At 67.5% G+C, this 23,364-nt stretch carries 22 protein-coding genes and 1 riboswitch; of the genes, 4 read left to right on the top strand and 18 right to left on the bottom strand.

Annotated elements, in window-relative coordinates:
• The first annotated feature begins 25 nt into the window (after positions 1-25).
• A complete protein-coding gene (locus tag AWC31_RS18355; RefSeq protein WP_085145544.1) occupies positions 26-2,350 on the top strand; it encodes a substrate-binding domain-containing protein in 2,325 nt (774 codons plus the stop codon).
• 67 nt (positions 2,351-2,417) lie between these two features.
• Here AWC31_RS18355 and gcvP read toward each other — a convergent pair whose 3' ends face one another.
• The 11 genes from gcvP to secA2 form a co-directional block, all read right to left on the bottom strand.
• On the bottom strand, positions 2,418-5,249 hold the full coding sequence (gcvP, locus tag AWC31_RS18350) for an aminomethyl-transferring glycine dehydrogenase (protein WP_085145543.1): 2,832 nt from the start codon (positions 5,247-5,249) through the stop codon (positions 2,418-2,420).
• A 155-nt stretch (positions 5,250-5,404) separates the two neighbouring features.
• A riboswitch (glycine riboswitch) is annotated at positions 5,405-5,503 on the bottom strand.
• A 92-nt stretch (positions 5,504-5,595) separates the two neighbouring features.
• Positions 5,596-6,216, bottom strand: coding sequence for a MerR family transcriptional regulator (locus AWC31_RS18345; protein WP_067851881.1), 621 nt, complete (start codon positions 6,214-6,216; stop codon positions 5,596-5,598).
• Positions 6,217-6,465: 249 nt separating this feature from the next.
• Entirely contained in the window at positions 6,466-6,960 is a 495-nt protein-coding gene (locus AWC31_RS18340) for a bifunctional nuclease family protein (RefSeq protein ID WP_036439829.1), read from the bottom strand.
• A 96-nt stretch (positions 6,961-7,056) separates the two neighbouring features.
• The gene (gene ftsR / locus AWC31_RS18335) at positions 7,057-7,800 is read right to left on the bottom strand and encodes a transcriptional regulator FtsR (RefSeq protein WP_085145542.1); all 744 of its coding nucleotides are present in this window, start codon (positions 7,798-7,800) and stop codon (positions 7,057-7,059) included.
• Positions 7,801-7,805: 5 nt separating this feature from the next.
• Positions 7,806-8,288, bottom strand: coding sequence for a glycogen accumulation regulator GarA (garA, locus tag AWC31_RS18330; protein ID WP_085145541.1), 483 nt, complete (start codon positions 8,286-8,288; stop codon positions 7,806-7,808).
• 186 nt (positions 8,289-8,474) lie between these two features.
• Positions 8,475-8,870: a glycine cleavage system protein GcvH gene (gene gcvH, locus AWC31_RS18325; RefSeq protein WP_085145540.1), complete on the bottom strand. Its 396-nt coding sequence runs from the start codon at positions 8,868-8,870 to the stop codon at positions 8,475-8,477.
• A 44-nt stretch (positions 8,871-8,914) separates the two neighbouring features.
• Positions 8,915-9,661 (bottom strand): DUF881 domain-containing protein, encoded by a 747-nt coding sequence (locus tag AWC31_RS18320; protein ID WP_085145560.1) that lies wholly within the window; start codon positions 9,659-9,661, stop codon positions 8,915-8,917.
• Positions 9,662-9,779: 118 nt separating this feature from the next.
• Positions 9,780-10,112, bottom strand: a complete 333-nt coding sequence (locus tag AWC31_RS18315; RefSeq protein WP_036439818.1) for a small basic family protein — start codon at positions 10,110-10,112, stop codon at positions 9,780-9,782.
• Positions 10,113-10,141: 29 nt separating this feature from the next.
• Positions 10,142-11,041 (bottom strand): DUF881 domain-containing protein, encoded by a 900-nt coding sequence (locus tag AWC31_RS18310; protein ID WP_085145539.1) that lies wholly within the window; start codon positions 11,039-11,041, stop codon positions 10,142-10,144.
• 28 nt (positions 11,042-11,069) lie between these two features.
• Positions 11,070-11,699 (bottom strand): CDP-alcohol phosphatidyltransferase family protein, encoded by a 630-nt coding sequence (locus AWC31_RS18305; protein WP_085145538.1) that lies wholly within the window; start codon positions 11,697-11,699, stop codon positions 11,070-11,072.
• Between the two features lie 11 nt (positions 11,700-11,710).
• The gene (gene secA2 / locus AWC31_RS18300; RefSeq protein WP_067851889.1) at positions 11,711-14,056 is read right to left on the bottom strand and encodes an accessory Sec system translocase SecA2; all 2,346 of its coding nucleotides are present in this window, start codon (positions 14,054-14,056) and stop codon (positions 11,711-11,713) included.
• A gap of 97 nt (positions 14,057-14,153) precedes the next feature.
• Here secA2 and AWC31_RS18295 point away from each other — a divergent pair, with 97 nt between their 5' ends.
• Both AWC31_RS18295 and AWC31_RS18290 read left to right on the top strand, forming a co-directional pair.
• Positions 14,154-16,085 (top strand): ABC transporter ATP-binding protein/permease, encoded by a 1,932-nt coding sequence (locus AWC31_RS18295; protein WP_085145537.1) that lies wholly within the window; start codon positions 14,154-14,156, stop codon positions 16,083-16,085.
• A gap of 24 nt (positions 16,086-16,109) precedes the next feature.
• Entirely contained in the window at positions 16,110-18,020 is a 1,911-nt protein-coding gene (locus tag AWC31_RS18290) for an ABC transporter ATP-binding protein/permease (RefSeq protein WP_085145536.1), read from the top strand.
• Here the strand turns inward: AWC31_RS18290 and AWC31_RS18285 are convergent.
• The 5 genes from AWC31_RS18285 to AWC31_RS18265 are packed head-to-tail and all read right to left on the bottom strand — an operon-like array spanning position 18,017 to position 21,728.
• Positions 18,017-19,492, bottom strand: a complete 1,476-nt coding sequence (locus AWC31_RS18285; RefSeq protein WP_085145535.1) for an FAD-binding protein — start codon at positions 19,490-19,492, stop codon at positions 18,017-18,019. The genes AWC31_RS18290 and AWC31_RS18285 overlap by 4 nt on opposite strands.
• Positions 19,489-19,983, bottom strand: a complete 495-nt coding sequence (locus AWC31_RS18280) for a VOC family protein (protein ID WP_085145534.1) — start codon at positions 19,981-19,983, stop codon at positions 19,489-19,491. The genes AWC31_RS18285 and AWC31_RS18280 overlap by 4 nt, the downstream gene beginning before the upstream one ends.
• A gap of 44 nt (positions 19,984-20,027) precedes the next feature.
• Positions 20,028-20,666: an SRPBCC family protein gene (locus AWC31_RS18275; protein WP_085145533.1), complete on the bottom strand. Its 639-nt coding sequence runs from the start codon at positions 20,664-20,666 to the stop codon at positions 20,028-20,030.
• Entirely contained in the window at positions 20,659-21,006 is a 348-nt protein-coding gene (locus AWC31_RS18270) for an ArsR/SmtB family transcription factor (RefSeq protein ID WP_085145532.1), read from the bottom strand. The genes AWC31_RS18275 and AWC31_RS18270 overlap by 8 nt, the downstream gene beginning before the upstream one ends.
• A 32-nt stretch (positions 21,007-21,038) precedes the next feature.
• Positions 21,039-21,728, bottom strand: a complete 690-nt coding sequence (locus AWC31_RS18265) for a TetR/AcrR family transcriptional regulator (protein WP_085145531.1) — start codon at positions 21,726-21,728, stop codon at positions 21,039-21,041.
• 109 nt (positions 21,729-21,837) lie between these two features.
• Between AWC31_RS18265 and AWC31_RS18260 the strand changes: the two genes are divergently transcribed.
• Positions 21,838-22,278, top strand: a complete 441-nt coding sequence (locus tag AWC31_RS18260) for a nitroreductase/quinone reductase family protein (protein ID WP_085145530.1) — start codon at positions 21,838-21,840, stop codon at positions 22,276-22,278.
• On the opposite strand, the gene AWC31_RS18255 is transcribed toward AWC31_RS18260, so the two are convergent.
• Both AWC31_RS18255 and AWC31_RS18250 read right to left on the bottom strand, forming a co-directional pair.
• Positions 22,275-22,979 carry an Rv1815 family serine proteinase gene (locus AWC31_RS18255; protein ID WP_085145529.1) on the bottom strand — a complete coding sequence of 235 codons (705 nt, stop codon included), beginning with the start codon at positions 22,977-22,979 and terminating at the stop codon, positions 22,275-22,277. The two genes, AWC31_RS18260 and AWC31_RS18255, sit on opposite strands and share 4 nt — an antisense overlap.
• A gap of 176 nt (positions 22,980-23,155) precedes the next feature.
• The coding region (locus AWC31_RS18250) for a LysM peptidoglycan-binding domain-containing protein (protein ID WP_133060184.1) at positions 23,156-23,364 on the bottom strand (209 nt) is incomplete at its 5' end.

Here is a 23,364-nt window from a genome sequence, read left to right as displayed (position 1 = left end):
TGAGTGACGAGTCGAGGGGTTAGGAATGGGTAGGCACAGCATTCCCGACCCCGAAGACTCCGCGGACGAGCCCGATTTCGGGCCCGGCCACGACGCCGGGTACGAAACGCCGGGCCGTCACGAGTCGTACCGCGAGCCCGGGTACGAATCCGACTACGACCGGGGCGGCTACGGTCCGTCCGACTACGGGCGTTCGGAGTATCCGCAGGCCGACGAACCCGACCATGGGTACGAACGGGAGGCGGGGCATCGACCCGATCCCGGCTATCGGGAGGATCGCGGCTACCAGCCGCCGCAGCCCGAGTATCCGAGCGATCGTGGGTACCGTCCTGAACCCGGGCGCCGCCCGCACCGGTACGCCGATGACGCCGATGACGCCGACGATTATTCGGGCGGCGACTCCGACTACCCGGATTACTCGGATTCGGACTACACCGACGACTATGCCGACGAGTACGGCGATGATTACGCCAATGAGTATGCCGACGAGTATGCCGACGGCTACCCCGAAGACGACGACCGCGACGCTCCGACCGCGAAGCTGAGTGCGGCCGGACCACCACCTCCGCCATCCACGCCGTCCCGCCGGGCACGTGGCGGCGACTGGGACGGCGAATGGACGGGTAGCCACCGAGCGGTGGCGTCGGGACGCCGCGGTGTCAGCGTCGGGGTGATCGCGGCCCTCGTCACCGTCGTGGCGGTGGTCGCCGGGGTGATCCTGTGGAAGTTCTTCGGCGACGTCCTGTCGGATCGCAGCGACGCCGCGGCGGCACGCTGTGTCGCCGGTGAACTCGGCGTGGCCGTGATCGCCGATCCGACCATCTCGTCGCACGTCGAAACCTTGGCCAACAAGTACAACGAATCGGCGAGCCCGGTCGGTGACCGCTGCGTCAAGGTACGGGTGCAATCGGCCGAATCCGACCGGGTGGTGAGCGGTTTCGCGAACACCTGGCCGAGCGAACTCGGTGACCGACCTGCGTTGTGGATTCCGTCGAGCAGTATCGCCGCGGCCCGGCTCGAAGCCACCGCGGGCGCCGAGACCGTCAGTGACAGCCGGTCACTGGTCACCTCACCGGTTCTGCTCGCCGTCTCCCCTCAGCTCAAAGACGCTCTCGGCCGGCAGAACTGGGCGAAGCTGCCGGAACTGCAGAGCAACCCGGCCGCGATGAACGGGCTGCGGCTGCCGGGCTGGGGAACGCTGAAACTGGCCCTGCCCAACCGCAACAACGGCGATGCGGCGTATCTGGCCGCCGAAGCCGTCGCGACGGAGTCCGCCCCGCCCGGGTCACCCCCGACGGCAGGCATGAGCGGGGTCAACACCCTCCTGGGCGGACAACCCAAACTCGACGACGGTGAACTGGGGACCGCCTTCGACGCGATGCTCAACGCGTCCGATCCCGCGGCCGCTCCGGTCCACGCGGTGGCCACCACCGAGCAGCAGTTGTTCACGCATGCCGCGACTCTCGGCGACGCCAAGGACTCGTTGGCCGGCTGGGTGCCGGACGGGCCGACGGCCGTCGCCGATTACCCCGCCGTGCTGCTGGCCGGTGACTGGCTCGAGCAGGAACAGGTCACCGCCGCCAGTGAATTCGCCCGCTACCTGCGCAAGCCCGAGCAACTGGGCGAACTCGCCAAGGCCGGCTTCCGGGCCGAGGGCACCACGCCGCCCTCCAGCGATGTCACCGACTTCGGGCCGCTCGCCGCGCCGCTGTCGGTCAGCGACAACTCGATGCGCGTCACGCTGGCCAACGCGACGGCCGCCCCCGCCGAGAGCCCGGCCGTGACGATCATGCTCGACCAGTCGATGCCGACCGAGGAAGGCGGCAAATCCCGGCTGGCGAACGTCGTCGCGGCACTCAACAGCCGGCTCAAGGCACTGCCCGCGACATCCGAGGTGGGCCTGTGGACGTTCGACGGCACCGAGGGACGCTCCGAGGTGTCGCTAGGACCGCTGGCCGAACCCGTCAGCGGGCGCGCGCGGTCACAGGTGCTCAGCTCGACCCTCGACGATCAGTCCGCGTCGAGTGGCGGGGCGGTTTCGTTCACCACGCTGCGGCTTGTCTACAACGAGGCGATGGCGAATTACAAAGACGGCCGGGCCAATTCGATCCTGGTGATCACCACCGGCCCACACACCGACCAGAGCCTGGACGGTGCGGGGCTGCAGGAGTTCGTGCGCGGCGCGTTCGAACAGGCTCGTCCGGTCGCGGTGAACGTCATCGACTTCGGCGGCGACTCCGACCGTGCCACGTGGGAGGCCGTCGCCCAGATCAGCGGCGGCAGCTACCAGAACGTGGCCAGCTCGGCGTCGCCCGAACTGACCACCGCGATCACTACCCTGCTGGGCTGACCGCTTCCGCAGACGCGTTCCGGCCTACCTCGGCACAACAGACGAGGTAGGCCGGAAACAGCCGTCGCTACGCGAACGCCTCGACGGGCGGGCACGAGCACACGAGATTGCGGTCGCCGTAGGCTCCGTCGATGCGGCGCACCGGCGGCCACACCTTCGGCCGGAAGCCCTTGCCCAGCGGGTAGGCGGCCTGCTCGCGGGTGTAGGGGTGATCCCAGTCCGACACCAGAAGGCATTCGGCCGTGTGCGGGGCGTTGCGCAGCGGGTTGTCCTCCGCCGGCCACTCGCCCGAGCCGACGCGGTCGATCTCGGCGCGGATCGCGATCATCGCGTCGCAGAACGCGTCGACCTCGGCGAGGCTCTCGCTTTCCGTTGGCTCAACCATGAGCGTGCCCGCGACCGGGAAACTCATGGTCGGAGCGTGGAAACCGTAGTCCGCCAAGCGCTTTGCCACGTCGTCGACCGTCACGCCGGTGGACTTGGTGATGGCGCGCAGATCCAGGATGCACTCGTGGGCGACCATGCCGTTCTCGCCGGTGTAGAGCACCGGGTAGTACTCGTCGAGGCGGCGGGCGACATAGTTGGCCGACGTGATCGCGGTCAGCGACGCCGCGCGCAGCCCGTCGGCACCCATCATCCTGATGTAGGCCCAGGTGATCGGCAGGATCGAGGCCGATCCGTACGGCGCGGACGACACGGTGTGCTCGTCGGGTAGTTCGTCGGCCAGCGGATGGCCGGGCAGATACGGCGCCAGGTGCGACCGCACCGCGACCGGCCCGACTCCGGGGCCGCCACCGCCGTGCGGGATGCAGAACGTCTTGTGCAGGTTCAGATGGCTGACGTCGCCACCGAAGCGGCCCGGGCGGGCGAGCCCGACGAGCGCGTTCAGGTTCGCACCGTCGACGTAGACCTGGCCGCCCGCGTCGTGCACGGCGGCGCAGATCTCGGCGACGTCGTGTTCGTACACGCCGTGCGTGGACGGATACGTGATCATCAGTGCCGCAATGCGATCCGCGTGCTCGGCCACCTTGGCCCGCAGATCGTCGAGATCGACGTCGCCGTTCGACCGGCACGCGACCACGACGACGCGCATACCGGCCAGCGCCGCCGAGGCCGCGTTGGTGCCATGTGCGCTCGACGGGATCAGGCACAGGTCGCGGGCGTGATCGCCGCGGGCATCGTGGTAGGCCTTGATCGCCAGCAGCCCGGCGTACTCCCCCTGCGAGCCGGCGTTGGGCTGCAGTGACACCTCGTCGTATCCCGTGATGCCACTCAGCCAGGTCTGCAGATCGGCGATCAGCTTGCGCAGGCCCGGATTGTCGGATGCCGGCGCGAACGGGTGTTGACGAGCGAACTCCGGCCAGGTGATGGGTTCCATCTCGGCCGCGGCGTTGAGCTTCATGGTGCACGAGCCGAGCGGAATCATGCTGCGGTCCAAGGCGATGTCCTTGTCCGCCAGCGACCGCAGGTAGCGCATCATCTCGGTCTCGGTGCGGTAGCGGGTGAACGCCGGATGGGTGAGGAACTCCGACGTACGCGTGACGATGCCGGCGCAGCGCGGTTCGGCGGCGCTGACGCCGAACGCGTCGAGCACCGCGGCGACGTGGTCATCGGTCGTCGCTTCGTCGCACGACACCGAGACATGGTCGGCGTCGACGCGCCACAGGTTGATGCCCTTGGCTTTTGCGGCCGCGATCACCTCGTCGGCGCGTCCGGGGACGTTCGCGAGCACGGTGTCGAAGTACTTGTCGTGCACGAGCGCATCGCCCAGTGCCGCCGCGATCGCCTCGGCATGACCGTGGACACGGCGCGCGATGGCCGTGAGCCCCTCCGCACCGTGGTAGCTGGCATACATCGCGGCCGTCACCGCGAGCAGTACCTGGGCAGTACAGATGTTGCTGGTGGCCTTGTCGCGGCGGATGTGCTGCTCGCGGGTCTGCAACGCCAGTCGATATGCCGGTGCCCCGTCGCCATCCACGGACACGCCGACCAGGCGGCCCGGCAACTGACGGGCATGCTTTGCGTGCACGGCCAGATACCCGGCGTGCGGTCCGCCGAATCCCATTGGCACACCGAACCGTTGACTCGTGCCGAAGGCGACGTCGGCCCCGATCTCGCCGGGCGGGGTGATCACGGTCAATGCCAGCAGGTCGGCGCCGACGGCGACCAGGGCACCACGTTCGTGCGCCGCGCTGATCAGACCCGACCAGTCGTCCACGCGTCCGCTCGCGCCGGGCAATTGCACGATCACGCCGAAGAACTCACCGTCGGGCAGTCCCTCGCGGAGGTCGGCGGTGACGATCTCGATGCCGAGCGGTTGTGCCCGCGTGGCGAGCACCGCTGCCGTCTGGGCGTAGACGTCCACGTCGACGGCGAGGCGGTTCGCCGGGCCCTTCACGGCGCGGTGCATCAGGGTCATGGCCTCGGCCGCGGCGGTGCCCTCGTCGAGCATCGAGGCGTTCGCCACCTCGAGCCCGGTCAGGTCCGACACCATGGTCTGGAAGTTGAGCAGGGCCTCCAGCCGGCCCTGGCTGATCTCCGGCTGGTACGGGGTGTAAGCGGTGTACCAGGCCGGGTTCTCGAGGATGTTGCGTCGCAGCACCGGCGGCGTCAGCGTGTCGAAATAGCCTTGGCCGATCATCGACACCGCGATGGTGTTGGAGTCCGCGAGCCCACGCAGCTCGGCCAGCGCCTGTTCCTCGGTGGCCGCCGCAGGTAGCTGCGCGAGCCCGGGTGCGCGCCCCTCGCCGTCGAGGCCGTCGAGGATGCCTGCGGGCAGCGCCTTCTCGGCCAGCTCGTCGAGGGAGCTGACACCGATCACGTCGAGCATGGTGGCGACGGCGGAGGCGTCCGGACCGATGTGACGATCGACAAAACGCGGCAGATGCTGGTCGGACAAGATCTCTCCCCTGATCGAGGCGTAGACGTACGAGACGTACTACCGTCCCTCTCCCTCTGTCGTCGACCCGCACGGGCGCCTGAGAGATTCGGCCCAGGTCGTGGGCCTTTCCCCATGGGCGGGCGCCACAACGGCACCGCTTTCCAGAGGCATCGGGGCCTGGCGCGGTCCTGGGTGCCTGAGAGGTTGACGGAGAGGTGTTGCTCCTTCGGCGTCCGTGACTGGCGATCACGGAACTCTCCCGCACAAGGGCGATGCGCTGCTGATTCTACCGGTCCGCCCGCTCAGAGCGGGAAACGTCGGCCGCAACGCCGGAAGCGTTACCGCTCAGAGAGTTTGCGCGGGCTCAGCCGATCTTGCGATCGCGGCTCTTGCGCCGCGAGGCCAGTTCGTCCTCGGGGGTCGCGATCGACTCGCCGCCGTCGGCACGCTCGCCGGGGAAGTCGGCGATCGCGCCGGTCAACTCGCGCATGGCACCCGACACCGCGATGCCGAACACGCCCTGACCGCCCTGCAGGAGGTCGACGACCTCTTCTGCCGACGTGCATTCGTACACCGTGGTGCCGTCGGAGAACAGGGTGATGTTGGCCAGATCCTGGACACCGCGCTGACGCAGGTGATCGACCGCGACGCGGATGTTGTGCAGGGAGATCCCGGTGTCCAGCAGGCGCTTGACGATCTTGAGGACGAGGATGTCCTTGAAGGAGTACAGCCGCTGGCTGCCCGAACCGGCCGCGCCCCGGATCGAGGGCACCACGAGCGAGGTGCGGGCCCAGTAGTCGAGTTGCCGGTAGGTGATGCCGGCGATCTGGCACGCGCTCGGGCCGCGGTAGCCGACGAGTTCGTCCGGCACGGAGTCATCGGGGAACAACCCGGCTTGAACAGGTTCGCTGGACACCCTGACGGGCGGCTCCGCCCCACTTCCGGTGGTCAGATCCAGCTCTTCCTGCCGTGGCGTGTCACCCACTGTGAATCCTCTCGCCGTTCGAACTCGCCCGCGGTCTACCGCAACGACCTGCACTGCGGCGGTTTGCTACAAGCCCGAGTGTGTCGAGCATACGCTTCCCGTCGAGCCATGACTGCTCGCTGCAACCAAAGTATGGCTGCCGGATTCCCCGTTGAATGACTCCCGCGCCGCGTGTCGACACCGATGAGGCCAGTTGAGACGTATCCGTGACCTCAACCGGCACAGCCGGCTCAGCGACGCGGGGCGAGCTCATGTCGCCTTGAAATCGTCCGGCGACACGCTGTCGAGGAACTCCTTGAACTTCTCGACCTCGTCCTCGCGGACGGTGCCTGCCGCTTCCTCGTCGTTCTCGTCGGGGATCAGCAGCCCGGCCTCGGCCAGCACTGCCTCCTCGACGTAGATCGGCACGCCGACCCGCAGGGCGATCGCCACCGAGTCCGACGGCCGGGCCGACACCTTGATGTCGCGGTCGAAGATCAGGTCGGCGTAGAACGTGCCTTCCTGCAGGTCGACGATGCGCACCTCTTTGAGCGAATGCCCCAGCGCGGCAATGAGATCTCGGATCAGGTCGTGCGTCAACGGCCGGGCGGGCTCGACGCCCTGCTGTTCCAGCGCGATCGCGGCGGCCTCCGACTGGCCGATCCAAATCGGCAGGTAACGGTCACCATTGGACTCGCGAAGCAGCAGCACCGGCTGGTTCTGCGGCTGCTCCACGCGAATGCCGACAACCCGAACCTCAGCCATCTGTGCCTACCCTCCGCACCGCTGTGCTGTTTCGTCCGTGATTCATCCGAAGCGGACCTGACCTTGACGAAGTAGCCGTCAAAACGAGTCTAATCCTCAGCGATCCAGAACGTCGCGTACGGCCGACTTGATCAGCGACGTGTGCAACGTGATCGCCAGCGCCGCCACTTCGCGGGCCAAATCGTCGGCCCGGTCCCTGGCGCCCGCCTTGTCCGCCTTGACCACCGGTCCGGCGATCTGGGCGATGAGGTCCGACTGCCGGTCGGCGGCCGAACGGAAGGCCCGCAGATGCCGGGGCTCCACCCCGTAGTCGGCCAGTGCTCTCGCGCATTGGGCGATCACCACCGAATGCTCGTCGAACAGGCCGGCGGGCCCGGTGGTGATGACGCCGTTCTTGACGAGGGCGCCCAACAACTCCTCGTCGATGCCCGATCGGGCCAGCAGATCTTCCCGGGACAGCCGCACCTGGGTCGGCGCCACCGCCGACACGCCCGGCGTGCCGTCGCCGTCGGTCTCGCCGGCGACCGTGACCAAACGCGGTACGGCATAAGCGGATCCGGCCTGCGGCAGCTCACCGTCCGGTTGCGCGTCCAGCTGTGCCTTGATCACCTTCAGCGGCAGGTACTGGTCTCGCTGCGCGGTCAGGATGAACCGCAGCCGGGCGCAGTCGTAGGCGGTGAACCGCCGGTAACCCGACGCGGTGCGCTCCGGCGTGACCAGTCCCTCGGCCTCAAGGAACCGGATCTTGGAGATGGTCACATCCGGAAAGTCGCCTCGCAGCAGGTCCAATACCGCGCCGATCGACATCCCGGCCAGTGCAGGTCTGTCGGGGGCAGTCATTTCGGCTAGGCGGTCGTGCCGCTGTCGTCGTCGGACTTGGGGCCGGTCAGGAACACCAGGCGGAACTTGCCGATCTGCACCTCGTCGCCGTTGGCCAGCACCGCGGAATCGACCGGCTCGCGGTTGACGTAGGTGCCGTTGAGGCTGCCGACGTCCACCACCTGGAATTCACCGCTCTCCAGCCGGAACTCCGCGTGGCGGCGGCTGACGGTGACGTCGTCGAGGAAGATGTCGCTGTCCGGGTGCCGCCCGGCCGACGTGGTCGGCTGGTCGAGAAGGAAACGCGACCCCGCATTCGGTCCGCGCTTGACGACAAGCAAAGCCGACCCCGACGGCAGGCCCTCGACGCCGGATACGGCGCCCTCGGTTCCCGCCGCGGCGGGGGCATCCAGTTCGTTCAGGAAGTCCGCACGGAAGACCGACGTGGTCTCCACCGTTACATCTTCCGACGTCTGATCAGCCCCCAGATTGCTGTCTTTGTCCGTCACCCGCTGCTCCTCACTGGCTGCTGTGGCGTTGCCCGGCGGGGCCGCAGCCCTCGCCGGTCTCACGTCGACCGTACCGCGCAACAGGCGTCGCTGTATCCACCACCGCCGGATCCGATGGGGTAGATATCTGCGCGCCGGGCATGGTCGATCCGGTCATCGAACCGGCCCCGAAACCCTAACAATCCCTCATTCGGTCACGACCGCGCGGTAGCCGTCGGCGTCCAGCAAACCGGTTAGGGCGTCTTCGACGGCACCCTCCTCCAGCCGCAGATCGACCAGCCAGCCCTCACCGTACGGATCGGAATTCACCAGCTGCGGGCTGCCGTCCAGATCCCCGTTGACCGCAACGACTTTCGCGGTGACCGGGGCATAGAGGTCCGACACCGACTTGGTGGACTCGACCTCACCGAACGCGTCACCGGCCGCGAAGTCGGCACCCACGTCGGGCAGTTGCACGAACACCACATCGCCCAGCGCCGACTGGGCGTAGTCGGTGATTCCGACGCGGACCGTGTCGTCACCGGTGCGCAACACCCACTCGTGTTCGGAGGTGTAGTACAGGTCGGCTGGGATCTCGCTCACGACGCTCCTTGCGGGTCAGGGTCGGTGGTCAGATTAACGGGCAATCACTTGACGGGCTGAGAGTATTGGCGCGGTTTCGGTTGCCGCAAGGCGGTGACGTCGACACGCTCGGCCTGTTGTACCACCATCGTGCCGCCCACCCGCTTCACACTGTCCATCGCCCCGCCGGGTATGTTCATCGCCGCCGCGAGCGTGGGCGGATCGCCAATGGCAAGAACCGAATACGGCGGACGCAACAGGACGTTGTCGACCGTCAGTTCGCCGGGGGCGCCGACGATCCAGGTGTCGACCCCGACGCGCACCGCCGTTTGCTGATCGCGGATCTCGATCGCTTCGGCGCCCGCGGCCCGCAGTTCGTTGATGACATCGAGCATGATCTCGGCCGCGACGCCCGGCCCGTTGTCTTCTATGGTCAGCGTCACCCCGGGCCCGGTCGCCCCGACCGTGCCGATCTGGATGGACAACGCCGCCAACCGGTCCTGCGCGTTCTCGATCGCGGCTTGATCGCTACTGCCGGACGCCTGCAATTGCTGCAGGGTCCGCTGCAGGTCGGCGACCTCGGTGTTCAGCGAAGCCTCACGCTGCTGCAGCGAATCCAGCAGCGTCAGCAGATCGGCCGGGCGTGCGGTCTCCAGTGAGTCACCGGACTCGTTCTGTCGCACCTGAGTGACGATCGCCACACCGAGCAGTACGCACAACAGCACCCCCAACGCACCGAACATCAGCTGTGAGCGGGTGCGCCGGAAGACGCGCAGATTACGGAACCGCCGCGGCGACACGTCGTCGGGCATCTCGTGTCGGCCGTGATGCTCTGCCGGCCCACCGGCGTGATGGTCTGCCGGCCCACCGGCGTGATGGTCCGGCGGCCGCTCTGCGGCCCATTTCTGATCGGGATCGGATTCAGTCATGTCATGCGCCGAACAGCCTGCGCCGCAACGCGGCGGCGTTTCCGAAGATGCGGATACCGAGCACCACGATGATCGCGGTGGACAACTGGGTACCCACCCCGAGCTGATCTCCCACGTACACGATCAGGGCGGCCACCAGGACGTTGAAGACGAACGACACGACGAACACCTTGGAGTCGAAGATCCGCTCCAGATAGGCACGCAGACCGCCGAACACCGCGTCCAGCGCGGCAACCACGGCGATCGGCAGGTACGGCTCGACGAACTCCGGCACGCTGGGGTGAAACACCAGCCCCAGCACGATTCCGACGACGAGTGCGGCGATCCCGATCATCTAGCCGATCAATCCTGTGCTACCCACTGTTATCCAATCTGCTTGGCGAAGTTGACATCTCGTACGCCGACCGCGGGCACATCGAGCCCGTCCCCGGCGCTGACGTTCACCCCGACGCCGTACGAGGTCTCGAGCAGGCGCAGGCGCTGCAGCCCGGGACTGCGGTCGAACGCATCCGACATCCCGTTCGGCGGGCCGATGGCCACGATGACATATGGACTTGTGATCGGTTGATTGTCGACCAGAATCCCGCCGCCGGCCTGTCGAATGGTGACCCCGGCGCCGACGCGCACGCCGCCTACCGAAATCGCCTCGGCACCGCTTGCCCACAGCGAATTGACCACCAATTGCAGATCCCGGTCGAGGATGACCTGCTGGCTGCCCGCCACGCGCTGTTTCGACACGTCGCTGAGATCCTTGGAGACACCGGGATCGGTCACCGTCACAGTGAGTCCCGGACCGATCATCGGGACCGCCGCCGCGGCGATGTTCGCAGTGTCCAGGCTCGACAGCAGCTGCTGGCCGTCCTCGTCCATGCCGAGCCGGGCCCGGCGCTCGGCGTCGACCTGGTCGACGAGCGCGCCGCGTTCGGCACTGGCCTTATCGGCGCCGGCCTCGGCGGCGCGCACCCGCCCGGCCAGCGCGTGCTGGGCCTCGCGGGCGGCCGGCGCCGCGGTCTGTGCCTGCGCGGCGGCCACTGCGAACACCGTGGCGATCGCCAGTGCCGCCAGGATCTGCCAGCCCCACTCCCGAACCCGGGGCCGCGCCCGCCCCGTGGACTCCCGCTCGGCCGCGGCAGCGGCATATCCGGGATCGAGATGATCGGACAGCAGGGATCGCAGCAGCGAGGGCACCGGGATGCGTTTGGGCGCATCGGCCTCGTGGTGGTTGAGGCCGGCGCCCGACTCGTAGCCACCGAGCAGACTCATCGGTGCTGTCTCTCTTCGCGCAAGCGGCTCATCGCACCACCGGCATGCGGCGCACCACCAGCACCACCTGGATCAGGTACAGCACGGCCGACCACAGGTACAGCGCCAGGCCCCAAATCAGGAACGCCCAGCCGCAGGCCAGGATCACCCTGCTCCACAACGCATCCCACTGCCCGAGCAGGATCAGCGGGAAGCCGGACATGAGCGCGAACGTCGCCGCTTTGCCGATGTAGGTGACGGGCAGCGCGGCCAGCCCGCGGCTGCGCAAGATGGGCAGCGTGGCGGCCAGCACCGCGTCGCGTCCCAGCAGGGTCAGCACGATCCACCACGGCACCGCGCCGTAGAACGCGAGCGCCACCGGGACGGTGACCATGTAGATGCGGTCCACCAACGGGTCGAGCAGTTCCCCGAGCCGCGATGACTGGTTGGCCACGAGCCGGGCGATCTTGCCGTCGGCCCAGTCGGAGAAGCCGCTGAACATCAACACCGCGACGGCCCAGCCCTGCGCGTGTGCCACGAACAGCAGGTACAGGAACACCGGCACCAACACGAGCCGCACCAGACTCAGCGCGTTGGGCACCGTCACCACGCGGTCACGGGCAGATGACTCACCACCCGACACTGCGCTCCTGCCCTGCGGAGCAGGCGCGTCCTCCATGGAACTAAAACTTAGCGGAACACCCCGGGCAGGCTCAGCGCAGACATCGTGTCGTCGGCGAGCGGATTGTCGTGGACCATGTAAGTCCACGTCGACGTCGGCCGTGCGAGCTTCGACAGGTCGATGCCCGGTTCGTCTTCGATCGACTCGGCCGTTTCGAACGTCTGCTGCGCCGCCTCGATCGCGTCGGCGGCCAGCGAGGCGAACGCGTCGACGGCCATCCGGTGGAACTCGTCGAGCGGGTTCTGCCTGCCCAGCGCCCGCAGGTGGATGCTCTCGCGGATGTCGGCCAGATAGGCCAGGTGCTCACACCAGCCACGGTCGAGGTGGTAGAGCATGATCAACCGGCAGATCTTCTCCAGCCGCTCCTCGGCGTCCTCCCCCAGGTCCTCGGCCAGCTTCTCGTAGCGCTCGGGCGAGCGCTCCTTGAGTTCGTCGCGCGCGGTCGCGGTGCGCAGCAGCGTTTCGCGGCGCTCGACGATGATCGCGCGCTGCTGGGCGATCAGCTGGTTGTACCGCCAGGTGTTGGCGTGCACGTCGAGCAGCCTGCCCTCGGCGACGCGCTGCGCATGGTCGAGCAGCCCGGCCGCCTTCGGTGCGACGATTCGCCCGTCCTCGTCGGTCTCCATCGGCAGCTTGCTGCGCTCGAGGTGCGCGGCCACCACCTCGTCCTCCCAGCTGGAGAAGAACACCGTCGAGCCGGGGTCGCCCTGCCGGCCTGCGCGCCCGCGCAGCTGGTTGTCGAGGCGCTCGGTGTGGTGGCGGCCGGTTCCGACGACATGCAGACCGCCGAGTTCGGCGACCTTCTCCTTTTCGGGGGCCTGGTCGCCGACGTCCGAACCGCCCAGCCGGATGTCGGTGCCGCGCCCGGCCATCTGCGTCGAGACGGTGACGGCGCCGAGCTTGCCCGCCTCGGCGATCACCGCGGCTTCCTCGGCGTCGTTCTTGGCGTTGAGCACCACCGCCGGAACCCCCGCCTTCACGAGTTTCTCGTGCAGTTCCTCGGATTCGGCCACGTCGTGGGTGCCGACGAGGACCGGCTGACCCGTCTTGTGGATCTCGGCGATGTGCTCGACGATCGCGTCGTTCTTGGCCGCCACGTTGATGTACACGCGGTCGGTTTCGTCCTCGCGGATGTTCGGCTTGTTCGGCGGGATGGGCGAAACGCCGAGCTTGTAGAACTGCCGTAGCTGCTCGCCTGCGGCGAGCGCGGTGCCGGTCATCCCGCACACCGTGGGATACCGGTTGATCAGCGCCTGCACGGTGATGGTGTCGAGCACCTCACCGGTCTCGGTGGTCTCGATACCCTCCTTGGCCTCGACCGCGGCCTGCAGCCCGTCCGGCCAGCGCTGCAGCGCGGCGATGCGGCCACGCGACGCGTTGATGAGCTGTACGGCGTTGTCCCGCACGATGTAGTGCACGTCGCGCTGCAGCAGTACGTGCGCGTGCAGGGCAACGTTGACCTCGGTGAGGGTCGTGACGACGTGTTCCTCGGAGTACAGGTCGATGCCGCCGAGTTTGGCCTCGATCGCGCGGGCGCCCGCATCGGTGAGGTGCACGTTGCGGCTGTCGGCGTCGGTGTCGTAGTGCTTGCCCGGGGTCAGCTCACCGACCATGCGGATGATCTCGACCCGGGGCTGCTCGCGGTGGCTGGTACCCGCCAGGACGAGCGGCACGAGCGCCTCGTCGACGAGCACCGAGTCGGCTTCGTCGATGAGCGCGACGTCGGGGTTCGGCGACACCAGGTCCTCGACGTCGGTGACCAGCTGATCGCGCAGCACGTCGAAGCCGATCTCGTTGACCGAGGCGTAGGTGACGTCGCACTGATACGCCGCGCGGCGTTCCTCGGCAGTCGAGTCGGCGGTGATCCAGCCGACCGACAGGCCCAGCGCCTCGATGAGCGGCCCCATCCATTCGGCGTCGCGGCGGGCCAGGTAGTCGTTGATCGTGATGACGTGGACGTTGCGCCCGCCGATCGCGTAGCCGGCCGCGGCGATCGCGCCGGCCAGGGTCTTGCCCTCACCGGTGGCCATCTCGACGACGTCGCCGGCGAGCATGCGCAGCGCCGCGAGCAGCTGGACGTCGAACGGACGCAGCCCGGTCGTCCGCTCGGCGGCTTCCCGCGCGAGGGCGAGGAACTGCGGGATGTCGGCGGCGGCGGCCAGATCCTCGAGCTGCAACAGTTTGGCGGCCTTGGTCAGCTGTTCGTCATCGAGCCCGGCGGCCTTCTCCTCGAAGTCCGCCGCCCCTTTGACCTCCGACAGCGAACGGGCCTGATTCCGCTCGGTGCTGGCACCCAGAAGCTTCCAGAACTTGCTGCTCAAGCGCCCCGGTTTGGCGCTGGACGTCTTTGGCACATGTTCACGGTACGCGGAGGACCGCAGACGCCGAACGGGACCGGTTGCACGGAGCCTCCGCGACGCCATCCGCAGGATTGCGGGGTACCTTGCCCGCATGGAGATGTTCACCCCGACTCTCGACTGGGGCAACGAGCTTCTGACATCGCTGGTGTGGATCGCCAAGGGCTGGGTCATCGCGGCGGTGTCGACGATGGTGATCCTGTTCCTGATCGCGCGCTTCACCGAGTGGGGCAGGCAGTACTGGCGCGTCAGCAGCGGTTACTTCACCGGTCCGGACAGCGTCAAGGTGTGGCTCTGGCTGGCCGCGCTGTTGTTGTCGGTGATCACCGGCGTGCGGCTCAGCGTGTTGTTCAGCTTCCAGGGCAACGACATGATGACGAGCTTCCAGGTCATCGCCTCGGGCATCTCCAGCGGCAACGAGGCCGTGCGGGTGTCCGGCCGGGACGGCTTCTGGATGTCGCTGGGAGTCTTCACGATCCTGGCGGTGCTCAACGTCGCCAGGATCATGCTCGACCTGTACATGACGCAGCGCTTCATGCTCCGCTGGCGCGCGTGGCTCACCGACCGGCTCACCACGGACTGGCTCGACGGCAAGGCGTATTACCGGGCCCGCTTCATCGACGACACGATCGACAACCCGGATCAGCGAATCCAGACCGACATCGACATCTTCACCGGCAGCGCCGACTCGTTGCCGAACCGGCCCAACAACACCTCGACCGCGACCCTGCTGTTCGGCGCGATCAGCTCGATCGCCTCGATGATTTCGTTCACCGCGATTCTGTGGAATCTGTCGGGTGAGGTGACGCTGCCGCTGATCGATGTCGACCTGCCCCGTGCGATCTTCTGGATCGGCATCGTCTACGTGTTGTTCGCGACGGTCATCGCGTTCTGGATCGGCAGGCCGATCATCTGGCTGTCGTTCAACAACGAGAAGTACAACGCCGCGTTCCGCTACGCCCTGGTGCGCCTGCGCGACGCGTCGGAGGCGGTCGCGTTCTACCGCGGTGAGATCGCCGAACGCACCGGCCTGCGGCGGCTGTTCGCGCCCGTCGTCTCGAACTACAAGCGCTACGTCAACCGGATGACGAAGTTCCTCGGCTGGAACCTCTCGGTTGACCAGGCGCAGGAACTGATTCCGTACGTCGTGCAGTTCCCCCGCTTCTACAGCGGCGAGATCACGCTCGGTGCGCTGACGCAGACCGCGAGCGCGTTCCGCAGCCTGCTCGACGGCCTGTCGTTCTTCCGCAGTGCCTACGACAACTTCGCCGGCTACCGGGCCGCGATCATCCGTCTGCACGGTCTGGTCGTGGCCAACGACGAGGCCCGCGAACTGCCCGAGGTGACGACCACACCGTGCGTCGACGGCACGGTCAAGCTCAGCGAGGTCGAGGTCCGCACCCCGGACGGCAGGCAACTGATCAAGCCGCTCGACATCTCCCTCGACGTCGGCGACACGCTGGTGATCACCGGACCGTCGGGAAGCGGCAAGACCACGCTGCTGCGCAGCCTGGCCGAGTTGTGGCCGTTCACGTCGGGCACGCTGACCCGGCCGTGCGGACCCAACGAGACGATGTTCCTGTCCCAGCTGCCCTACGTGCCGCTCGGCGATCTGCGCGCGGTCGTCACCTATCCGGGCGAAGAAGGCTCGGTCGACGACGACACCCTCAAGCGCACGCTCAACGACGTGGCACTGGCGCACCTCGTCGGCCGGCTCGACGAAGTCCAGGACTGGGCCAAGGTGCTCTCCCCCGGCGAACAACAGCGAATCGCGTTCGCGCGCATCATGCTCGTCAAACCCAAGGTGGTGTTCCTCGACGAGTCGACATCCGCGCTCGACGAGGGCTTGGAGTTCATGCTCTATCAGCTGGTGCGCACGGAGCTGCCGGACACCATCCTGGTGAGCGTCAGCCACCGCACCACCGTCGAGCAGCACCACACCCACGAACTTCAGCTACTCGGCGACGGCGAATGGCGGCTGGGCCGCGTGGAGGGCGAGGAAGACTCGAAACCCGCTCTGGTGTAACCCGGCCACGGTAGCTTGCCGGGCATGGAGATGTTCACCCAGTCGCTGGACTGGGGCAACGAGATCCTGGCGTCGCTGTTGTGGGTGGCGAAAGCGTGGGCCGTCGGCGCGCTCTCGATGGTCGTCGTGCTGGCCGGGCTGGCCCGGTTCACCGGGTGGGGCAGGCAGTTCTGGCGAGTCACGAGCGGCTATTTCACCGGGCGCCAAAGCATTCCGGTGTGGGCGCTGTTGGCCGTGCTGCTGTTGTCGGTGATGGTTTCGGTGCGCATGGACGTGCTGTTCTCCTATTACGCAAACGACCAGTTCACCGCGCTTCAAGTGGCTTTCGAGGGGGCGGGAGCGGGCAACGACGCGGTGCGCGATTCGGGCATCGCCGGTTTTTGGAAGTCCATCGTGATCTTCGCGATGCTGGTGACGGCCGACATCACCCGCACGCTGCTCGACCTGTATCTCATGCAGTACTTCATCATTCGGTGGCGCGTCTGGTTGACCGACCGGCTCACCGGCGACTGGCTCGACGATCGGGCCTACTATCGCGGCCGCTTCCTCGGCGCGTTCGGCGGCCGGCCGATCGACAACCCGGATCAGCGCATCCAGCACGACATCGACGTCTTCACCACCGGCACCGGACCGGAGACGAACAACCCGACGGTCGCGACGTCGCAGACGCTGCTGTTCGGTTCGGTGTACGCGCTCGTCTCGGTTGTCGCGTTCACCCCGATCCTGTGGAACCTGGCCGGGCCGTTGACGATTCTGGGCGTGACGGTGCCCAAGGCGCTGTTCTGGATCGCGTTGTTGTGGGTCGCCGTGACGACGGTCGTGGCGTTCTGGATCGGCAGGCCGATCATCCGGCTCACGTTCCGCAACGAGCTCACCAACGCCGCGTTCCGCTATGCGCTCGTGCGCATCCGCGATTCCGCCGAGGCCGTCGGGTTCTACCGCGGTGAGCGCACCGAACGCGACACGCTCGGCGTGCGATTCGCCCGCATCATCGCGAACTATCGCAGGCTCGTGTTGCGGGGCGTGGCGTTTCTCGGCTGGAACCGGTCCATCAACCAGATCATCGACCCGCTCCCGACGATCATCCAGGCGCCCCGGCTGTTCGCCGGTGAACTCCAACTGGGCGATGTCACCCAGTCGGCGAGTGCGTTCAACCGCGTGCAGAGTTCGTTGAGCTTCTTCCGGTCGGTGTATGACGCATTCGCCGGATACCGCGCCGCGATCATCCGCCTCGACGGATTGGTGACCGCCAACGAACAGGCCAGGGCGCTGCCGCGGTTGGCGTCCGGGGTCAGCGACAACGGTGGCGTCGAGCTCGCCGACGTCGAAGTGCGTTCCCCCGCAGGCGAACTGCTTCTGGACAACCTCGACATGGAGCTGACGCCCGGCGACCGGCTGGTCATCACCGGCCCGTCCGGCACCGGCAAGACGACGCTGCTGCGCAGCCTCGCACAACTGTGGCCGTACGGTTCGGGCACCGTGCGATACCCCGAGGGCACGGTGATGTTCCTGTCGCAGTTGCCCTATGCCCCGCTGGGCGACCTGCGCGAAATGGTGAGCTACCCGGATCCCGCCGCCGCGTTCGGCGATGACGAGATCCGGCGAGCGCTGAGCGCCGTGACCCTGGGCCACTTGTCGTCGCGGCTCGACGAGGAAGCGGACTGGTCGAAAATACTGTCGCCCGGTGAGCAGCAGCGGATCTCGTTCGCCCGCGTCCTGCTGGCCAAGCCGAGCGTGGTGTTCCTCGACGAGTCGACGTCGGCGCTCGACCCGGGTCAGGAGTTCGCGATGTACGAGACTCTGCGGACCGAGCTACCCGACTGCATCGTGGTCAGCGTCAGCCATCGCGAAAGCGTCAACCGGCATCACGAGAAGCAGCTCGCGCTGCTCGGCGATGGGCGCTGGCAGCTGAGCGCCATCGCCGAACAGGCCTAGCGCGCCGCGGCGTGCGCGCCGGCGCGGCGGCCGAAGAACGATCCTTCACCGAGCTGTGTGCCGCTGGCATAACCCTTTCCGTCCTGCGCGATGTTGGAGGCGCACGCCCCCGCCGCGTACAGACCGGGCACGGCGGTGCCGTCCGCCCGCAACACCTCACCGTCGATCGAGACCGCGAGGCCGCCCATGGTGAAGCCCGAGTACATCGCGCGGCCCAGCGACAGGTCGAACGCCGCCCACGGCCCGCTGTCCTGCACCGCGACGTATTCCGGCTGCTTGTGGAAGTCGGGATCCTCGCCCTTGGCCGCGTTCTCGTTGTAGCGCTGCAGCGTCGCCGCCAAGTTGCCCTTCGGGATACCGAGCGCGGTCTCCATCTCCTCGATCGTCTCGTAGCCGTCGATGAACCGGATCAACGGCATGGCAGGCATCTCCATGTGCGCCTCGTCGACGATGAGATAGGCCTCCTGGTCGGCCTGCTCGAGCACGAAAGCCGATGTGCGCGAATGGTAGGAGTCCTCGGCGACGAAGCGCTGACCCTGGTTGTTGACGATCACGCCGGTGAGCAGGATCTCAGGCGGATAGGCCGCGGCGGTGATGAACAGCTGATCGAGGTCCTTGGCGACGCCGCCGGCCGAGACGCCCATCCGAATTCCCAAACCGTCGTCGTTGGGATTGCCGAGGATGTAGGGCTCGACCTCACCGTGGTGCTTGGTGCGCCGCTTGGTGCCCAGCGCGGGCGTGTACTCGGCGACCATCTCGGCGTTCATCGCGAAGCCGCCCGCCGCGATGACCACTGATTTCGCTCTCACACAACCGGTTTCGCCGAAGTGCTTCCACTTCACGCCGACGACCGACCCGTTCTCGACCACCAGGTTCGTCGCGCCGACCTCGTAGCGGATCTCGACCCCGAGCGCATCGGCGCGCTTGAGCAGCAGGTCGATGACCATCGCCGCACCACCCAGCTCGCCGGGCACCGGTACCGAATGGCCGCGCGGCGCCGGCTTGGCCTGTTCGCAGAACGGCCACACCTTCTCGTTGCCGGTGTAGGACAGCCCTTCGGTGCCGGGCGGGACGACCACCTTGCCCGGGTAGAAGCTGCGCTCGAACTGAAAGCCCAGCGATTCCAGCCAGTTGAAGTGCTCGACGCTGCCGTCGCAATACGCGCGGATCTTGTCGAGATCGGGGTCGCGGGCCACCGAGACCAGGTACTTGTACATCTCCTCCGGGGTGTCGGGGTGCCCGGTGGCCTCCTGCACCGCGGTGCCGCCGCCGAGGTAGAAGTGCCCGCCTGCCATCGACGTGGTGCCGCCCGCGGCGGCCGCACGCTCGAGTACGAGAACCCGAGCTCCGGCCGCGGCCGCACTGACCGCCGCACATCCGCCCGCGATGCCGAAGCCGATCACGACGACGTCGACCTCGTCGGACCAGGACGCGACCTCGGCGGCGCCGACAACCTCGGGGATCTCTTTCACTGCTGCTCCTGTTTCACATGGTCGAAGAACGCCCGGATCTCGGGCGGGATGTAAGCGACTTCCAGATACGGCACCCCGGCCCCTGGCGCCGACAGATAGGCGAATCTCATGCCGCCGGGCATCTCGCCGTGACACACCGCGGGCGTGCCGTCGCGTTCGGCGTCGCGCAGGCGGGCCTCGAACGCCGCGGGGTCGGGCGCCTCGACGCAGACGTGGTGCAGTCCTTGGCCGCTGCGATCCAGGAACTCCGAGTACACGCTGTCACCGCGGACCGGCGCGATCAGTTCGAGCTGTGTGTCCCCGGCGTAACTCAGCGAGATGTCGGCCACGAAATCGGCGGGCCTGCCGCGATGGAAGCAACTGTCGGGGGCGAAGTGGACTGCGGGCATGCGCACCCAACGGCGCGCGCCGAGCAGGGTGGTCAGCGCCTGTTCAGTCGCCGCCAGGTCGCCCGTCACCCAGGCAATCTGGACAGGTGTCTGATTCAGCACGACACGAGGATATCGCCGACCGCGCGGGATGGCTAGAACGCGTTCTAGTTCTGCGGTTCGCCCTGGTAAAAGGCGGCACAACGCTGCGTCGCGGCGCGGGCCCACTCGGGATCGGCGCCGCAGGCCACCAGGGCCTGCTGCCATTGCCCGGCCGCTTCGGTCACGAACCGCTTGCCGTCATCGCTCGCCGACCACGTCTCCTCGAAGCCGGCTTCGATCGCCTCACCGGTCTCCAGGTGAATGGCCAGCCCGACGAGTCCGAGATCCCAGCCGATGCCGACCGCGGCCGGTCCGTACTGGCGCCAGGTGTCGTCGTCGACGTGCGCGATGTGGTCGAGTTCGAATCGGGATCGATCCGGCCCCTCATCGAAGACGCGGACCTCGATCCAGCTGACGTCCCCGCCGAACTCCCACGTGGCGGTGAACTCCCGGGGTGGGTCACAGCTCAGCACCGTGCCGTTGGCATTGCCCTCCAGCTGGTACTGGCCACCGACCCGCAACTCGCCGGTGATCGGCAGGAACCAGCGCGGGATGCGCTCGATGTTGGTCAGCGCGTCCCACAGATCGGCGGCGTCGGTCGGATATGTCTGGCCGAGCGTGATGACGTGCGCCTCCCCCGCTTCGAGCACTCGGGTGCCGACCGTGCGGCGCACGGCGTTGACTTGGTGGGTTACGTCAATCATGGTGTTTCCCTTCGATTCTGCGTTGCCTTTTGCCGCGCGCGATCTCGGTTGCCAATGCGTCCAGGTGCGGCGTCCAGAACCGCCGGAAGGTGTCCAGCCACTGGTCGATATCACGCAGCGGCGCACTGTCCACCGAATACAGCCTGCGCTGTCCTTCGGCTCGAACGTTGGCAAAACCGTTGTCCCGCAATACTTTCAGATGCTGCGACACCGCCGGCTGGCTGATGCCGAACTCCGCTTGGACCTCGGCCCCGATCGCGCCGGCGGTCAGTTCACCGTCGGCCAGCAATTCCAAGATGCGCCGTCGCACCGGGTCGCCCAGGACGTCGAACGCGTGCACGGCTCAAACATAAAAGCTATTGCTTATATAAGTCAAGATTGATGTACGGGGCGCGTCAACGTATCGATCAACAACCCGATCTGAAGCTCGAACATCTGCGCCGGATCGGTCAGGGTGTCGGCACCGTACTGCCCGAACACTTCGAGACTGACCGCGCCGACCAGGCCCGCCCACACCAGAAAGCACTTCGCCACGACCGCGTCGTCGCCGGTGAAGGCGAACTCGGCCCGAAGGCGCTCAAGGTCGAACGAGAGCGGTTGCGCCACAGCTTCTTTCGTCGCCATGATGTCCCCGGCCGCGATACCGGCGGCGACTGCCGCGAACAACGCACCGACCACCCGCGTGCCGGGCCCGACCGTACGCTCGGCCGGGGCGTGATAGCCGGGCACCGGGCTGCCGTACAACAACGCCCAGCGTGCCGGCTGGTCGATGGCCCAGTCGCGCGTCGCGTGTGCGATGGCGCGGATGCGCGCACGCCAATCGGATTGCGTTGCCGCGCCGTCGACCGCATCGGCGAGTTCGGTGTAGGCGTCCACCACCAGCAGGGTCAGCAGCTCGTCGCGGCTCGCCACGTAGCGGTACACCGCCGACGACACCATGCCGAGGTCGCGGGCTATCGCACGCAGCGACAAGCCCGCCGCACCCTCGGTGACGAGGTGTTGCCGACCGATCTCGATGATCGCGGCCTCGATCCGCTCGCGACTCTCCTGACGCTTGCCCACAGTGCGAGTGTGCCAGAACCGAGATCACTGCTCTTGAAATTCGTGCCCACCCGTGCGACTCTTGAAAGAGAGCACTGCTCTCGAAACGTTTCCCTGCGAAGGAGCCACGATGACAACGCGATACGACGCACCCGGCCCGGTCGCCCGCGCCGGCAACGACCTGATTCGCCACCTCGCCGAACTCGGCATCAGCATCGCCGGTACGACGGCGCTGCGGGTACGCGGGCGGCGAACCGGCAAACCGCACGCCGTTGTGGTCAACCTGCTGTCGGTGGACAGCGAGAAGTTCCTGGTGTCACCGCGCGGCAACACGCAGTGGGCCCGCAACGCGAGAGCGGCCGGAGCCGTCGAGATCGGCCCGCGGTGGCGTCGCCGCACCGTGCCGATCACCGAGGTGCCCGATGACGGCAAGCCCCCGCTGCTGAAGCGTTACCTCGACCGGTGGTACTGGGAGGTCAAGGGGCATGCCGCCGGTTTGACACCGCAATCGACCGATGCCGAGCTACGGGACGGCGCGCGCTCGATCCCGGTCTTCAAATTGCTCGATTAGGGCTGCGGCACAACAGCGTTCGCGATGTCACCGGACGCCTGCACCACCGCATTGCGGGCCTGCCCGCTCGCGCTCTGCCACGACACCGCCGCCGGGTACTGACCCCACGTGCTGTTGAACATCCCGACGATCGCAGCACGGCCGTCGGGAGTGACGACGTACACCGGCCCGCCGGAGTCGCCTTTCTGACTGACCACGCCGTGCGCCATCGTGAACCAGCCGTTGTTGACGGCTTCGATGGTTCCGCAACTCTCGCCGGTGACCACCCCGAAGTGGCACACCGGCAGACCCGGCGCGGGCACGACCGCGGGGTCCTCGACCAGCAGGCGACCACCCGGCAGGATGTTGTTGACCGCGACGTCGCCCGCGAGTTGGATCGTCTCCCAGTCGGAGATCATGTGATTCGTGTCGATCGTCGCACCGTCGGGCGTGTTGTCGCGGAATGACGTCTGCTGGCCGATGAAGTTCCCGTTCCGGTCCCCCACGGGGCCGCTGCCCCGGCAGTGGCCTGCGGTGAACCCGATCCGGCTGACCGGGTCGACGTAGCCGAGCGTGCACACATTGGTGTCCTGGCGGATTTCCATGCCGGGGTACACGAGTACACCTGGCATGGCCTGCGCCATCGGGGCCGCATGCAGCAACACCGCCAGTGGGGCCGCCAGCACGAGTGATCGCAGCGCGCGAAGCCACGGGTGGCGCACGGGCGGCCTCCCATCGGTTTGCGGTCGTGGTGATTTCCAAGGGTACCGGGGCGATGGCCGGTTGCGCGCCGGTTCACCCGCATGAGCGGCGCTTGCGCGCGAATCATCCCGCGGCACATCGGATGAGGCGACGACGGCCCGGACCGCTGAGGTCCGGGCCGTCGGTTCGGTGCAGGTCAGGGAATCGTCAAAACCTGTCCGGGATGGATGAGGTCAGGATTGGAGATTCCGCTGGCATTCGCGATCTGCTGGTACTTGCTGCCGTCGCCGTAGAACCGCTCGGCGATCGCCCACAGCGTGTCACCGGAGACCACCGTGTAGGTGCGCGGTGCCGGTGGCGGCGGAGGCGGCGGCGGGGCGGCCGGCGCAGCGGCAGGCTCGGGGG

Source organism: Mycolicibacterium wolinskyi, from assembly GCF_002101965.1.
GTDB lineage: Bacteria > Actinomycetota > Actinomycetes > Mycobacteriales > Mycobacteriaceae > Mycobacterium > Mycobacterium wolinskyi.
This window is presented reverse-complemented; position numbering and strand designations above follow the sequence as displayed.

What these genes read in the sequence shown, in the direction of transcription:
- AWC31_RS18355 (WP_085145544.1), top strand. Translation starts at nt 26, where the DNA reads ATGGGTAGGCACAGCATTCCCGACCCCGAAGACTCCGCGGACGAGCCC.
- AWC31_RS18340 (WP_036439829.1), bottom strand. Translation starts at nt 6,960, where the DNA reads ATGGCTGAGGTTCGGGTTGTCGGCATTCGCGTGGAGCAGCCGCAGAAC.
- ftsR (WP_085145542.1), bottom strand. Translation starts at nt 7,800, where the DNA reads ATGACTGCCCCCGACAGACCTGCACTGGCCGGGATGTCGATCGGCGCG.
- AWC31_RS18320 (WP_085145560.1), bottom strand. Translation starts at nt 9,661, where the DNA reads ATGCCCGACGACGTGTCGCCGCGGCGGTTCCGTAATCTGCGCGTCTTC.
- AWC31_RS18315 (WP_036439818.1), bottom strand. Translation starts at nt 10,112, where the DNA reads ATGATCGGGATCGCCGCACTCGTCGTCGGAATCGTGCTGGGGCTGGTG.
- AWC31_RS18310 (WP_085145539.1), bottom strand. Translation starts at nt 11,041, where the DNA reads ATGAGTCTGCTCGGTGGCTACGAGTCGGGCGCCGGCCTCAACCACCAC.
- AWC31_RS18305 (WP_085145538.1), bottom strand. Translation starts at nt 11,699, where the DNA reads ATGGAGGACGCGCCTGCTCCGCAGGGCAGGAGCGCAGTGTCGGGTGGT.
- AWC31_RS18295 (WP_085145537.1), top strand. Translation starts at nt 14,154, where the DNA reads ATGGAGATGTTCACCCCGACTCTCGACTGGGGCAACGAGCTTCTGACA.
- AWC31_RS18290 (WP_085145536.1), top strand. Translation starts at nt 16,110, where the DNA reads ATGGAGATGTTCACCCAGTCGCTGGACTGGGGCAACGAGATCCTGGCG.
- AWC31_RS18275 (WP_085145533.1), bottom strand. Translation starts at nt 20,666, where the DNA reads ATGATTGACGTAACCCACCAAGTCAACGCCGTGCGCCGCACGGTCGGC.
- AWC31_RS18260 (WP_085145530.1), top strand. Translation starts at nt 21,838, where the DNA reads ATGACAACGCGATACGACGCACCCGGCCCGGTCGCCCGCGCCGGCAAC.